The organism is Rhizobium pisi (assembly GCF_003938655.1).
Lineage (GTDB): Bacteria > Pseudomonadota > Alphaproteobacteria > Rhizobiales > Rhizobiaceae > Rhizobium > Rhizobium pisi.
Window position 1 is genome coordinate 313,503 of sequence record NZ_RJJT01000002.1, and the last position, 12,927, is coordinate 326,429.

The following is a 12,927-nucleotide window of genomic DNA, read 5'->3' on the forward strand; positions in this document are numbered from 1 at the left end:
GGAAGAGTTCAGCCGAAGCTGGTCAGATAGGCCACCGTCACCGAATGATCGGGATCGAGGCCATAGAGAATTGCGTGCCGGTCAAGGCAGGTGCAGGGATGCGAGATACCGAATTCGATAACGTCGCCGACCAACACGTCGCTATCATCGGCAAGCGCCAGGAAGGCGTGCTGATCGTTGAGGCGCAGAACTTTTGCACTTTCGAGATCGGCAAGACGGGCGCCATTGCGATAGACCGCCAAGGGCCGCGGCATCCCCTGGTCCATCGCCACATCACGCATGCCCATTCCTGAGATCGCGAGCTGCGGCTCCGGCCGGGACAACACCTCGGCCCAGACCCGCAGCGCGGGGCGGAAACCCGCAGCCGCGGAAATCATCTCGCCGCCGATGCGCAAGCCGCCGCGCGCATTGAGGCCGGCAAGGCCGCGTTCGTAGATGCCATGATCGTGGAAGAAGATCGCGCCGCTGCGCAACACGAGCCTGCAGGCGGGATCGGCCGCGACGACGGCTGAAAGCCGCGCGACCACAATATCGAAGAACACCGACCCGCCTGATGTAACGAGGAGCGGGCGCTGATTGCCGATGCGGGCGCGCAGCTTCGGCAGGAAATCTGATGTCATCGCCATCAGCGCGTCGATCCGCAGCATCGTCTCTTCCGGATCGGCAGTCGCGGCCGCGCCCTCATAGGCGGCGATGCCGGTCAGCCGGAAGGCCGGTGTCTCCATGGCGAGGATCGTGTCGAGAAGCTTTGCTGCGGCATCAGCGCTGCGGATACCGGCGCGACCGGCGCCGAACTCTACCATCAGCCCGAGAGGCGGCAGATCTGCACGCCCCTGCCATGCGGAGGAGAGAGCCTCGAGCAACGCCATCGAATCCACGAAGACATGCAATTCCGCATCGGGATATTGGCCAAGCAGGGCGGCAAGCCGGCGGGCGGCGGCGGCCCCGCCGATCTCGTTGGCGAGGATCAGCCGGCGCTGTCCCGCCTTGAGCAGGACCGCAGCCTGGCGAATGTCGGCGACCGTCATGCCCCAAGCGCCGGCTGCAACAAGCGTATCCGCCAGGACCGTCGACATCGGCGTCTTGGCGTGTGGAGCGATTTCGGCGCCGTGACTTTTGACATAGATCATCATCAGTTCGGCATTGTCGGCGAAGGCCTGCCGGTCGAGCGAGATCAGCGGCAGGGCCATCCTGCCGTCATAAGGTTTCCATCCCTGCTTGCCGATGGCAGCAAGCGAGAGCGGCGGATGGCCCGGTGGAAAGCCGCGCACCCGCTCGTCGATCAGCACGTTTTCCGTCGTGGTATGAAGGTCAGACATGGCAGCCCCAGATATCGGCCGGTTCGGCGATGCCGAGGCGATAGGTGTCGTTGGCGGTGGCAAAGAACAAAGCGCGCTGTTCGTCGTAAGACAGCTGCGAGGCGACGATGCGGAAAACCTGATAGACCTCGTCGAAAGAGGCATGCAGGCCGGCGACCGGAAAGTCGCTCGCGAACATCGAACGGTCAGGACCGAAACAATCGAGGCAATGCTCGATCACCGGCCGCAGGCTTTCGAGCGTCCATTGGTTGTCATAGGCGACGAGGTCGGAAATCTTCAGACGCACATTCTGCTCGTTGCCGAGCGCCCGCAGGCCGCGGCGCCAGAGCGCCATGCCGTCCTCGGTCCTGTCGGCGGGACTGCCGCCGTGATTGAGCACGAAAAGCGTTAGCGGGAAGGCACGTACCAGCTCCAGTGCCTCGCCCATCTGCCAGGGATAGAGCATCAGGTCGAAGACCAGCCCGAGGCGCGTCACCTCGGCAAGCCCCGCCCGCCAGGCGGGATCGCTCATGCGATTGGCGCGCGGCGCAAAACTCTTCGCCGCTTCAGGATGCCAGCTCAGAATATCGCGGATGCCGACGACGTTGGGGTTTTCCGCTTCCGCCTCGAGCAGGCGCATGGCGTCCGGCCCGTCGAGGGGAACGCGCGCGATATAACGGTGCGCCACCCCGGACGTGCGGTCGAGCCCGTCCAGCCAGCGGCTTTCCTCCAGCGGATGCTCGTCGGACCAGCCGGCCTCGACATGGACGGTCGCAACCACGTTCTGGTGTGCGGCATCGGCACGATAATCCCCGATGCCGTAGTCGCACAGGATCGGCGCCAGGCTGCCGAAAACTATCTCTTCACCAGCCGCCCGCGCCTTCTGCAGCCAGGGATGACGCTGCAGGCTGAGATCCCAGAGATGGTGATGTGGGTCGATCACCGGCCCGTCATAGGCTTGCGTCATCGGCGCGCCTCGCGGCCGGAAATAAGCAGAAGCGCGAGGATCAGCGTGCCGAACATGATCGACCGCCAGCCGGGCGAGGCGTTGACGACGGTGATCAGCGCAGTCGTCGTGACGAGCAGGATTGCTCCCGGAATGGTTCCGGCATAGGTGCCACGCCCACCCAAAATCGACGTGCCGCCGAGCACCACCGCGGCGATCGACGTCAGCAGGTAGGGATCGCCGATGCCGACATAGCCTTGCCGGTTCATGCCGAGCACGAGAATGCCGGCGAGCCCTGCGAAAAAGCCCGAAAGCGTATGGACGATCAGCGTGTTGCGCGTGACGCTGACGGCGGAAAGGCGGGCAGCCAGCGGATTCGCTCCGAGTGCAAGGAAACGGGCGCCGATCGGCATGCGATGAACGAGCAGCAGGACGACAACCGAGACGACAAGCCACAATACGATGCCCGAGGGAATGCCGAGCGGCCGCGCCTGCCCGAGCAGGATGACCGCCGGATTGCTGACGGTGACGGCACTGCCGCCCGCAATGATAACGAGCAGGCCCTGCAGGAAGGTCGCCATCGCAAGCGTCATGATGATCGGTGGCACGCGAAGATAGCCAGCACCGGCCCCGTTCATCAGGCCGATAGCCGTGGCGACGCCAAGGGCTGCCACGATGCCGGCGAGGCCGGTCGGGTCCCAGGCAGGTGAAATCAACGGCAGCAGGATTGCCGTGACCGTGATGACAGCGCCGACGGAAAGATCGATGCCGCCCATCTGGATGACGAGCGTCTGACCGGCAGCAACGATGCCGATCACCGCAGCAAGTTCGATCAGATATCGCAGGTGTCCATAGGCGCCGAAACCGTGCAGCGTGAAGCTCGCAACGATCCAGACGAACGCGACCAGAAGGAAGGTCAGGAGCGGCGGATTGCGGAACGCGGATCTGATGATGTTCATCGCCTTGCCCTCCATGTGCCAAGAAGCTCGGGCACGGCGACCGCGCCGACGATGATCAACCCTTGAGCGATATATTGCGCAACCGGCGGGAAGCCGAGGAAGAACATGACGTTGATCATGACCGAGAGCAGCAGGCTGCCGCAGATCGCGCCGCGCATCGTGCCTTTGCCGCCGAGGAAGCCGACGCCGCCGAGCACGGCGGCGGCGATCGAGTTCAGCGTGAAGGGCGTGCCGATGACGGGATCGCCCGACCCGGTCTGGGCGGCGACGAAGAGACCGGTCAGGGCGGCGAGAAGACCGGACAGCGCGAAGGCTGCGACCTTCACACGTTCAACTGGGACGCCGGAACGGAATGCGCCGACCGGATTGTCGCCCGCCGCGTAGATCCCGAGGCCGAGAGGCGTTGCGAGAAAGACCTTCCAGAGTACCAGGATGACGACGAGCAGCAGGAAGGCGACCGGCGTGTGGCCGGCCAGCGTGGTCGACAGCCAGTCGGGAATGAACCCGCCCGGCCGCGGCAGCAGGATGAGGGCGACCCCGCCGATGATGAAGGAGCCGGCAAGCGTGACGATGATTGCGGGCAACCGCAGATACGTGACGATGGCGCCGATGACCGCGCCGATGGCAAGGCCGACAAGCGCGACCGCGAGAATGCCGCCCGGTACGCCGAGCGTCCCTTCCATCGTCGTTGCGGCGATCACGGCTCCGAGGCTGACCAGCGGTCCGATCGCCAGCGTGATGCCGCCGTTTAGCATGAGCAGCGCCTGCGCCATGGTGACGAGCGCGAGCGGGAACCAGTTCTGCGTGAACTTGGAGAAGCCGCCGATGGAAAGGATGCCGGGAAAGAGCACGGCGTAGAGGATGAGAAAGGCGGCAACGACAAGGTAGAGGCCGCCGAGGCCGCGGTTGCGGCGAAGCTGGACAGAGCCGTAGAGCCGGGATGACGAACTTGTGCTCATGCTGCGGCTCCCTGTGGTGCGGCCGAGATGCCCATGGCCGCGCCGACGATCGCCCCTTCGCTGATTTCATCGTGCGATAGCGCCGCCGCGACGCGCCCCTCGCGCAGAACGACGATGCGGTCGCAGAGATGCACGAGCTCCGGCGTATCGGAACTTGCCAGAATGACGAGCCGTCCTTCGGCCGCGAAGGCGCGCAACATGAGATAGATCTCCCGCTTGGTCTCGATGTCGACGCCACGCGTCGGATCGTTGAGCAGCAGGACGGAGGGATCGAGCGGCAGCCATTTGGCGAGCGCCACCTTCTGCTGGTTGCCGCCGGAAAGCGCCTGCACCGGGCGTGCCGTATCGCCTTTGATCGTCAGGCGGCGCGCGAGATCGGCGACTAGGCCGGTTTCCGCCGGCCGGTCGCGTAAGCCGTTGCGGGTGAGCCGCCCAAGCGAGGGCAAGATGAGATTGGAGGCAATGGAGTGGGGCAGCACCAGCCCTTCATGCTTGCGGTCAGCCGGAACATAGACGATGCCCGCCGCATTCGCCTCGCCGACATCAGCGGGCAGGGCGAGTTTGCCGGATACTTCCGCGCGAGCGGCCGAGGCTGGAATCGCGCCATAGAGACCAAGTAGTAGGTCTTCCTGCCCCTGTCCCACCAGTCCGCCGATGCCGACGATCTCGCCGGCGCATGCGGAAAAGCCGATGTCGTGCACCATGCCGGCGGAGAAGCCCTCGACGCTGATGCGTATTTCGCCGGGTCTAGCGGCAGCGCGCGGTGGGAACAGGTCGCCAGTCTCGCGGCCAACCATGAGGCGCACCAGGCCTTCGCCGTCGATGCCGGACAGCGACTGGTCGGCGGTGACCAAGCCGTCCTTCAGCACCGTGACATGCGAGCAGAGCGCCTGCACTTCGTTGAGGCGGTGGGAAATATAGAGAAGTGCCGTGCCACGCTTTCTTAGCGTCTCGATCAGCCGGGCAAGGATGCCGGCTTCGTGCGCGGAGAGCGACGAGGTCGGCTCGTCCAGAATGAGCACGCGCGGCTTGCGGAACAGTGCCTTGGCGATCTCCACCATCTGACGGCGGCCGAGCGCAAGATCGGCGAGCGGCATGTCGAGCGGCTCGGTGAGCCCGACCAAGTCGCAGACCTCTTGCACGCCGCGGTGGAGCGCTCGGTAATCGATGAGCCCGAACCGGCGCGGAAAGGCACCGAGCCCGATGTTTTCGGCGATCGAGAGACTGGCCGTCAGGCTCAACTCCTGCTGCACCACGGCAATGCCGGCCGCGCGCGCAGCTGCCGGGCTGAAACGTCCGACCGGCTTGCCGTCGACCAGGATGGAACCGCTGTCGGGCTGGAGGGCGCCCGACAGGAGGTTGATCAATGTGGATTTGCCTGCGCCGTTTTCGCCGAGCAGGGCGTGAACCCTGCCCGGCAGAAGGGCGATATCGACGCCCTTCAAAACGGGATTGCCGAAAAATCCCTTGAACACCTGCCGGGCTTCCAGCAGGGGTCGTTCTTCCGTCATGACGGCTTCCCTCAACCCGAGTTACTTGGGCGGATTATTTGAGCGGATTACTTGGCGAGCAGCTTGTCGAAGAGCGCCTTGTCATAGTCCGAGTAGATATAGCCGTCAGCGGGGAACTTGTCGGCACGTGCGAGATAGCTGCCGATCGTGCTGTCGTCGATGACGGGCAGCGGCACCTTGACGAAGGCCGGGACGTCCTTGCCTTGGAGCGCCTGCACGGCGGTGTAGACGGAAAGCGCGCCGAGCCAGTTGGGCTGCATGGTCGCCCAGCCCTTCAGGCCCTTCTCCTTCCAGAGCTCCAGGAACTGCCGGGCATTTTCGCCCGTCGTCGGCACCTGTTCACGACCCTGGCGCTCGAAGGCCATGACGGAGCCGGCCGACAGTGCACCGCCGAGCGACAGCACCCCGTCGATTTCGGGATTGGCGAAGAGCAGGCTGGTCATCGCTTCCTGCGCCGGCGCGACGTTATATTCCGTGTTGGTCTCGGTGATCACCTGGAGGCCCGGATTGGCATCGAGGACCGGCTGGGCGCCCTTGCGGCGATCATCGCTCACCGAAATGCCGGCCGGGCCGTTCATGATGATGATCTTGCCCTTGCCGCCGAGCTGGCTGACCATCCATTTGGCAGCGGTCGCGCCCCATTCATTGGAATCGGTGTTGATCTTGGCGGTCACCTTGTCGGTGTTGACAAGGCTGTCGAAGTTGACGACGGCGATGCCCTTGTCGCAGGCATCTGAGATGACGCGGTCGAGCGCATTGGAGGAACCGGCGATTACGACAATGGCGTCGACATTTGCGTCGATCATCGACTGGATATGCTGGATCTGCGTCTGGGCGTTGCCCTGCGCGTCCGTGATCATCAGGTCCTTTACAAGTCCGTCTTTCTTCAGTTCGTCCACTTCGGCCTTGATGGTGCCTTCGGTCTGCTTCATCCAGGTCGGCACCGAATAGATGTTTGCCCAGCCGATCGTGTAGGGCGCCTTCCTGTCACCCTTGATGCAATTGGCTGCGGCGGACGCCGTGCCGGCCGAAAAGGCGAGAAGTGCCGCAGCGGCGGCAGCGCCCGCGAGGAGGCGGCAGCGCAGCGAGGCAGAAATGCTGTTTTCAAGATGCTTCATGTCGATCCCCTTTTTTGTGCGGCAGCGCTATCGGCTTGCCATCTCCCATTTGTCCAGTATAATGTACATGTGATCTATATACCGGACGCGGCGATCTTATGCCGTTTTTTCCGCCTCGCAAGAGGGGTTGAAAAATTTCGTTCGCGAGGAATGACAGGATCGGTTGACAGATGCGGCGGAGGGTTTGAAAAGCTTGGCCCGACAAAAACAAGGATCGATGGCAATGGACGCAATTCAGGACGAAGCAGTCGGCAAACGCGCCCGCGGGCTCGACCGAGCCTTCGAAATCCTCGATTTCCTGCGCCAGAAACGCCAGGCCTTGAAGCCGAACGAAATCGCTGCGCAGATCGGCGCGCCGCGCTCGTCGGTCTACGAACTCGTCAATCTGCTCCTCAGCAACGGCATTCTCGAATTCACCGGCGGCGAGGGGCGTGTCTATCTCGGCCGCAAGCTCTATTTCCTGGGTGCCGCCTACGAGAACCATTTCGACTTCACCCGCGAATGCGAGGCGGCGCTGGAACAGCTTGCCGACGAGACCCGGGAGACGGCGCAGTTCTGCATGCTCGATGGCAACAGATATACGGTCGTGCGCATGCGCGAAGGCGCGCGGCCATTCCGCATTTCGACGGATGTCGGCCAATCGGTGCCGATCCCGTGGACGGCATCGGGCCGCCTGCTCGTCGCGCATCTGTCGGACCAGGACATCCTGAACTTCATTCCGTCGCAGGATTTCCGCCTGCCGAATGGCGAATGGCTCGACCCGCAAACCTTCATCGCCGAAGTGCGCCAGGCCGAGCGTGAAGGCCTCTTCACCTTCAACAGCATTGTTGACAGCTTCACGCACTGTTTTGCCGTACCGGTGCGGGACGAGGAAGGCCATGCAGCCGCAACGCTCTGCCTCGTCACGCCCCGCGACGACGGCATTGCGAACCGGGACCGCTATCTCGACTGCCTGAAAAAGGCCGCCACCGGTCTGGGCCACGCCCCGGCACGATCAAAAAGAGGCTGACGCTCCGAGCGCAACAGACCTTGATAGGGCTCATCCGTAAACCGGCCCTTTTCCGCATGTTTCTTAAATTGCGTCACACAAGCATGGCCACCTGGCCGCGCTTGCAGGATGCCGCGTGTCTGCCGTCCACGATCGCGAGACCTCAAGGACCGGCCGCGGGATCGCATATTCCGGGCTGCCTCGATCGTTGATTTCGAGTTTCAAGCTTATCCCGCAAATCTATTCACTCTGCCTCCGAAACTATGAAATTAAGTTTCTCTATAAAATCTATGGGAAACGTATTTTAGTCACCGACAGCCAAATTAAACCTTGGCTTTGGAGAAGAGCGGCTGTCGAGGGCAAACGGAGAGGACGCGAGATGACACGGAAAATCAGGCTTGGAGCATTTCTTCCCGGTGGCGGACAGCATGTTGCTTCATGGCGGCATCCCGACCAGCCAGTCGACGGCGCGACCAGCTTCGAGTTTCACAAACAGCTCGCCCTGACTGCCGAGCGCGGCCTCTTCGATGCCTATTTCCTGGCCGACGGATTGGCTGTCGGCTTCGGCGGGGCGCGTGAAGGCGGCAATGCCCGCGTGGCCGGCTTCGAACCCGTGACATTGTTCTCCGCCCTTGCGCCTCTAACCACCCACCTCGGCTTCATCGCGACGTCCTCGACCACCTATGAGGAGCCATATACGACCGCTCGCAAGTTCGCCTCGCTGGATCTGATCTCCGAGGGCCGGGCCGGCTGGAACGTCGTGACCACGACGGGCGACCTCACGGCGCAGAACTTCAACCGCGAAACGCAGCTCCCGCATGCCGAGCGATATCGCCGCGCCGCCGAGCATGTCGAAGTCGTCCGCAAACTCTGGGAAAGCTTCGAGGACGACGCGTTCATCCGCAACAAGGAATCCGGCGTGTTCTTCGACCCGACGAAGCTGCACGATACCGACCACCGTGGCGAGCATTTCAGCGTGCGTGGTCCGCTCAACGTCTCGCGCTCGCCCCAGGGGCATCCCGTTATCGTCCAGGCCGGGCAGTCCGACGACGGGCGCGGGCTTGCCGCAGCGACGGCCGAAGTCATCTTCACCGCTCACCAGCACATCGAAACCGCCCAGGAATTCTACCGGGACATCAAGGCACGCGCCCGCGGCCTCGGCCGGAACCCCGACCATATCCTCGTCATGCCCGGCGTATCCGCCTTCGTCGGCAGGACCGAGGCGGAAGCGCGCGAGAAATACGAGCGTCTGACCTCGCTCATCGTCGAAGAGGACGGGATCGGCCTGCTTAACGGCCTGACCGGCGGCACACTCGACCTGCACGGTTACGATCTCGACGGGCCGCTTCCGCCCGCGCCGCCGACGGAAGGCATGAAGAGCCGCCAGGCACTCATCCGCCAGATCGCCGACGAAAACAATTTCACCATCCGCCAGCTCTATCAGTGGATCGCATCCGCCCGCGGGCACTACACCATCGTCGGAACCGCCGAACAAATCGCCGATACGCTGCAGACATGGTTCGAGAACGAAGCGGCCGACGGTTTCAACATTCTTCCGCCCTGGCTACCGACGGCGCTCGACGACTTCGTCGACCTGGTCATCCCGGAACTGCAGCGCCGCGGCCTGTTCCGCACGGCTTACGAGGGCAAGACGCTCCGGGAAAACCTCGGCCTGCCTTTCCCGACCAACCGATGGGCTGCAGGGCGTGCAACTCTCCAGGCAGCAGAGTGAGGAGTGGACCATGGCCTATGAAATCAACCAGGCTCTTCCCGCAAGCTTCGGCGGCCTGAAAAGCCGAGAAAGCAATATTTCCGGTCTCGGATCCCACGTGCGCCGGGTGCTTGCATCGTTTTTGCCGCGCTACGGCCTGCTCATCGCCTTCCTCGTGCTCTGGCAGGTGTCGAGCACCAGGGGCTGGGTCAATCCCGCCGTCTTCCCGCCCTTGAACGTGATCCTCTCGGCTCTTTGGACCAATCTCGCCAACGGCGCGCTGCTCGATGACATCGCCATCAGTCTGCAACGCGCGGGAACCGCCTTTGCCTTCTCCGTCGTGATGGGCATTCCGCTCGGACTGTTCATGGGCCAGTTTCGCATGGTCGAGCAGGCGCTCGATCCGATCCTGCAGCTCTTCCGCCAGACCTCGGCGCTGGCGCTGTATCCCGTCTTCATCCTCCTGCTCGGCCTCGGCGAAACATCCAAGATCTTCGTGATCTTCTGGGCGACGCTGTTTCCGGTCCTGCTCTCCACGATTAGCGGCGTCAAGGAGGTGGACAAGAAGCTCATCGAGATGGCGCGGACCTATGGCGCCGGACCGCTGACCATCTTCCGCCGCGTCATCCTGCCGGCCTCCGTGCCTGCGATCTTCGTCGGCCTGCGCCTTTCGGCCACGACAGCGCTTCTCCTGCTGATCGCCGCCGAGATGATCGGCGCCAACAAGGGCATCGGCTTCCAGGTCATGAACGCCCAGTACAATTTCCAGATCCCGCTGATGTTTGCGGCGATCCTTCTGCTCGCCTTTCTCGGCCTTGCGGCGAATGCCCTGCTCGTTCTTCTGCAGCGCCGCCTCTGCCGCTGGTCTCAGCCGAGCGCCTGACCCGTTTTACCGATTTTCTCTTTCCGAAAGGACACCCCGATGACATTCCATCCCCGCAACCTTCTGCTGCCGGCCGTGATCGCTCTCGGCCTTGCCGCGCCGGCCGCCGCCGCCGACACGGTGAAGTTGCGCTACCTCGCCAGCCAGGGCGGCCTTGCCGCCCACGAACTCGCCGCCGAACTCGGCTATTTCGACGGCACGGGCATCACGCTCGAGAATGTCGGTTATGCCCAGGGTGGGCCGGCCTCCCTCATCGCTCTGGCATCCGGCGATGTCGAGATCGGCAGCGCTGCCACCTCCGCCGTCCTGAATTCGATCATCGGCGGCAACGACTTCGTCGCCGCCTACCCGTCGAACGGTATCAATGACGAGGTGCAGTCGACGTTCTACGTGCTGGAAGACAGCCCGATCAAAAGCATCAAGGACATCGTCGGCAAGAGCATCGCGGTCAACACGCTTGGCGCGCATCTCGACTACACCATCCGTGAGGCCTTGCATTCCGCCGGCCTGCCGACGGACGCAGCCAATCAGATCGTCGTTCCCGGGCCGCAGCTCGAACAGGTGCTGCGCTCCAAGCAGGTCGATATTGCCGCCTTCGGCTATTGGCAGACGACTTTCGAGGGTGCGGCACTGAAGAACGGCGGCCTACGTGCGGTTTTCGACGATACCGACGTGCTCGGAGACATCGCCGGGGGCTTCGTGGTCCTGCGTCGCGATTTCATTCAGCAACATCCGGAAGCCTCGAAGATTTTCGTCGAGCAGTCGGCCCGCGCCCTCGACTATGCCCGCGAGCATCCTGAGGAAACCAAGAAGATCCTGGCCAAGGCGCTGGCAGAACGCGGTGAGAACCCTGATATCGCGCAGTATTTCCGCGGCTATGGCGTACGCGCCGGAGGCCTGCCGGTCGAGCACGACATCCAGTTCTGGATCGATGTCCTGGTTCGCGAAGGCAAGCTGAAGCAAGGCCAGCTGGCGGCCAAGGACATTCTCTTTACGGCCGACGCCAAGCCGGCAAGCAACTGAGGAAGCGTGATGAGCATCGCTGAAGACACGCGCCGCGGGGAGGTGACGATCCGTCGCCTCTCCAAATCCTACAAGCTGAACGGGACACCCCTGCAGGTTCTCAGGGATATCAATCTCCACGTCCGCTCCGGCGAAAGCCTCGCCATCGTCGGCGCGAGCGGCTCGGGCAAGACCACACTGCTTAGGGTTCTGGCCGGGCTCGAGGAGTCCGATAGCGGAGAGGTGCTCGTCGACGGCAAGGCGATACGAGGCGTCGGCGCAGAGCGCGCCGTCATCTTCCAGGAGCCGCGGCTGCTTCCCTGGCTGACAGTGCTCGATAATGTGGCCTTCGGGCTGGAAACGAGGGGTCTTTCCCGCGAGCAGGCGCGGAGCCGAGCAAGCCACTACGTCAAGCTTGTCGGCCTGCAGCAATTCGAAGCGGCCTATCCCCGGCAATTGTCAGGCGGCATGGCGCAGCGCGTCGGCATCGCCCGAGCGCTCGCCGTCCAGCCGGAGATCCTGCTGCTCGACGAACCGCTCGGCGCGCTCGATGCGATGACCAAGATCGGCATGCAGCAGGAACTCGCCCGCATCTGGCGAGATGAGGACGTGACGACCATCCTTGTCACGCACGATCTCGAAGAGGCGATCTATCTCGCCGATCGGATTCTCATCCTGCCCAGGGAAAAGGGAGGCGAGCCGCGCCTGATCGAAATCGATCTGCCCCGCCCGCGTGACCGCAGTGCCCCGGAATTCGTCCGGCACCGTGAGGAATTGCTGAACCTCTTCGGGCTGCATTGAAGTCTGTTGTCGGGGCGCTTTTACCGCCCGCTGGCTTCAGTCCGTTTAACCGGGGGTTCGCTCTATCCAGAGATCGACGAGTTCGATGCCCAAGCCCTCGAAATCCCTGGTGTTACGCGTCACCAGGATGAGATCGTAAGCAATCGCGGTAGCCGCGATGAGGCCGTCCATTGACGACAGGCCACGGCCACTCCGCTTTGCAAGGCCCATGAGGTCGCCCCAGGCCAGGGCAACCGGTTCGTCCACCGGAATGATACGATGCTCGAAGCGTTGCGTCAGATCTTGGGCAAGCCATTCGGCCAGTGCGTCGCGTTTTCGTCCCTTGTCCATCAGGGCAACGCCGCGCCTGATCTCTGCGATCGAAACGATGCTGATGAACGAGCGATCCTCGTCGAGCCTGTCCAGCCATTCCAAGACGCGCACGCTAGGGTTCGGCTTCGTCACCTCGGACAGGATATTGGTGTCCAGTAGAAGCCTCACAGTGCCGGATCACGCGGTTCGTCACGTTGACGCTCGAGGTCCAGATCGGCGCCGCGTAACGGCGATTCCATCAGAAATTCGGCAAGCGTTCCCTTGCGCGCGGTCTTCCTTTGCCATTCGTCTGCAGAAACGACAACAACGCTCGGCTTGCCATTTCGCGTGATTGTCTGGGGCGCGGATTGCGCGCGTTCGATGACCTCGGAAAGCTTGGCCTTTGCACTGGCAACAGTCCAGCTTTCATTGTCTTGCGGTGACGGCTGCATCGCTCATC

13 protein-coding genes are annotated in these 12,927 nt (G+C 63.2%); 5 read left to right on the forward strand and 8 right to left on the reverse strand.

Annotation, left to right across the window (positions count from 1 at the left end; translation table 11 throughout):
- Nucleotides 1–8: 8 nt before the first annotated feature.
- From EFD55_RS04145 to EFD55_RS04170, 6 genes are read right to left on the reverse strand one after another with little or no spacing between them, the layout of a single operon-like run.
- On the reverse strand, nucleotides 9–1,319 hold the full coding sequence (locus EFD55_RS04145) for an alanine racemase (RefSeq protein WP_125843263.1): 1,311 nt from the start codon (nucleotides 1,317–1,319) through the stop codon (nucleotides 9–11).
- On the reverse strand, nucleotides 1,312–2,265 hold the full coding sequence (locus tag EFD55_RS04150) for an amidohydrolase family protein (RefSeq protein ID WP_125843265.1): 954 nt from the start codon (nucleotides 2,263–2,265) through the stop codon (nucleotides 1,312–1,314). Before EFD55_RS04150 ends, EFD55_RS04145 begins: the two co-directional genes overlap by 8 nt.
- Entirely contained in the window at nucleotides 2,262–3,203 is a 942-nt protein-coding gene (locus EFD55_RS04155) for an ABC transporter permease (protein ID WP_125843267.1), read from the reverse strand. Before EFD55_RS04155 ends, EFD55_RS04150 begins: the two co-directional genes overlap by 4 nt.
- Complete coding sequence (locus EFD55_RS04160; RefSeq protein WP_125843269.1) at nucleotides 3,200–4,162, reverse strand: ABC transporter permease; 963 nt, start codon at nucleotides 4,160–4,162, stop codon at nucleotides 3,200–3,202. Before EFD55_RS04160 ends, EFD55_RS04155 begins: the two co-directional genes overlap by 4 nt.
- Nucleotides 4,159–5,673 (reverse strand): sugar ABC transporter ATP-binding protein, encoded by a 1,515-nt coding sequence (locus tag EFD55_RS04165; protein ID WP_125843271.1) that lies wholly within the window; start codon nucleotides 5,671–5,673, stop codon nucleotides 4,159–4,161. Before EFD55_RS04165 ends, EFD55_RS04160 begins: the two co-directional genes overlap by 4 nt.
- 47 nt (nucleotides 5,674–5,720) lie before the next feature.
- Complete coding sequence (locus EFD55_RS04170) at nucleotides 5,721–6,791, reverse strand: ABC transporter substrate-binding protein (RefSeq protein WP_125843273.1); 1,071 nt, start codon at nucleotides 6,789–6,791, stop codon at nucleotides 5,721–5,723.
- 223 nt (nucleotides 6,792–7,014) lie between these two features.
- Here EFD55_RS04170 and EFD55_RS04175 point away from each other — a divergent pair, with 223 nt between their 5' ends.
- The 5 genes from EFD55_RS04175 (at nucleotide 7,015) to EFD55_RS04195 (ending at nucleotide 12,176) form a co-directional block, all read left to right on the forward strand.
- Nucleotides 7,015–7,800 carry an IclR family transcriptional regulator gene (locus EFD55_RS04175; protein WP_125843275.1) on the forward strand — a complete coding sequence of 262 codons (786 nt, stop codon included), beginning with the start codon at nucleotides 7,015–7,017 and terminating at the stop codon, nucleotides 7,798–7,800.
- 358 nt (nucleotides 7,801–8,158) lie between these two features.
- Nucleotides 8,159–9,511 (forward strand): LLM class flavin-dependent oxidoreductase, encoded by a 1,353-nt coding sequence (locus tag EFD55_RS04180; protein WP_125843277.1) that lies wholly within the window; start codon nucleotides 8,159–8,161, stop codon nucleotides 9,509–9,511.
- Between the two features lie 10 nt (nucleotides 9,512–9,521).
- Nucleotides 9,522–10,373: an ABC transporter permease gene (locus EFD55_RS04185; RefSeq protein ID WP_125843279.1), complete on the forward strand. Its 852-nt coding sequence runs from the start codon at nucleotides 9,522–9,524 to the stop codon at nucleotides 10,371–10,373.
- A gap of 39 nt (nucleotides 10,374–10,412) precedes the next feature.
- Nucleotides 10,413–11,396, forward strand: coding sequence for an ABC transporter substrate-binding protein (locus EFD55_RS04190; RefSeq protein ID WP_125843281.1), 984 nt, complete (start codon nucleotides 10,413–10,415; stop codon nucleotides 11,394–11,396).
- Nucleotides 11,397–11,405: 9 nt separating this feature from the next.
- Nucleotides 11,406–12,176: an ABC transporter ATP-binding protein gene (locus EFD55_RS04195; RefSeq protein ID WP_125843283.1), complete on the forward strand. Its 771-nt coding sequence runs from the start codon at nucleotides 11,406–11,408 to the stop codon at nucleotides 12,174–12,176.
- A 45-nt stretch (nucleotides 12,177–12,221) separates the two neighbouring features.
- Here the strand turns inward: EFD55_RS04195 and EFD55_RS04200 are convergent, their stop codons facing one another.
- Together EFD55_RS04200 and EFD55_RS04205 are read right to left on the reverse strand one after the other, a co-directional pair.
- Entirely contained in the window at nucleotides 12,222–12,656 is a 435-nt protein-coding gene (locus EFD55_RS04200) for a type II toxin-antitoxin system VapC family toxin (protein ID WP_125843285.1), read from the reverse strand.
- Nucleotides 12,653–12,919 (reverse strand): type II toxin-antitoxin system Phd/YefM family antitoxin, encoded by a 267-nt coding sequence (locus tag EFD55_RS04205; RefSeq protein ID WP_125843287.1) that lies wholly within the window; start codon nucleotides 12,917–12,919, stop codon nucleotides 12,653–12,655. The genes EFD55_RS04200 and EFD55_RS04205 overlap by 4 nt, the downstream gene beginning before the upstream one ends.
- Nucleotides 12,920–12,927 lie beyond the last annotated feature (8 nt).

Excerpts from the sequence above, each read along its gene's own strand:
- EFD55_RS04145 (WP_125843263.1), bottom strand. The coding sequence starts at position 1,319 with ATGTCTGACCTTCATACCACGACGGAAAACGTGCTGATCGACGAGCGG.
- EFD55_RS04150 (WP_125843265.1), bottom strand. The coding sequence starts at position 2,265 with ATGACGCAAGCCTATGACGGGCCGGTGATCGACCCACATCACCATCTC.
- EFD55_RS04155 (WP_125843267.1), bottom strand. The coding sequence starts at position 3,203 with ATGAACATCATCAGATCCGCGTTCCGCAATCCGCCGCTCCTGACCTTC.
- EFD55_RS04160 (WP_125843269.1), bottom strand. The coding sequence starts at position 4,162 with ATGAGCACAAGTTCGTCATCCCGGCTCTACGGCTCTGTCCAGCTTCGC.
- EFD55_RS04165 (WP_125843271.1), bottom strand. The coding sequence starts at position 5,673 with ATGACGGAAGAACGACCCCTGCTGGAAGCCCGGCAGGTGTTCAAGGGA.
- EFD55_RS04170 (WP_125843273.1), bottom strand. The coding sequence starts at position 6,791 with ATGAAGCATCTTGAAAACAGCATTTCTGCCTCGCTGCGCTGCCGCCTC.
- EFD55_RS04175 (WP_125843275.1), top strand. The coding sequence starts at position 7,015 with ATGGACGCAATTCAGGACGAAGCAGTCGGCAAACGCGCCCGCGGGCTC.
- EFD55_RS04180 (WP_125843277.1), top strand. The coding sequence starts at position 8,159 with ATGACACGGAAAATCAGGCTTGGAGCATTTCTTCCCGGTGGCGGACAG.
- EFD55_RS04185 (WP_125843279.1), top strand. The coding sequence starts at position 9,522 with ATGGCCTATGAAATCAACCAGGCTCTTCCCGCAAGCTTCGGCGGCCTG.
- EFD55_RS04190 (WP_125843281.1), top strand. The coding sequence starts at position 10,413 with ATGACATTCCATCCCCGCAACCTTCTGCTGCCGGCCGTGATCGCTCTC.
- EFD55_RS04195 (WP_125843283.1), top strand. The coding sequence starts at position 11,406 with ATGAGCATCGCTGAAGACACGCGCCGCGGGGAGGTGACGATCCGTCGC.
- EFD55_RS04205 (WP_125843287.1), bottom strand. The coding sequence starts at position 12,919 with ATGCAGCCGTCACCGCAAGACAATGAAAGCTGGACTGTTGCCAGTGCA.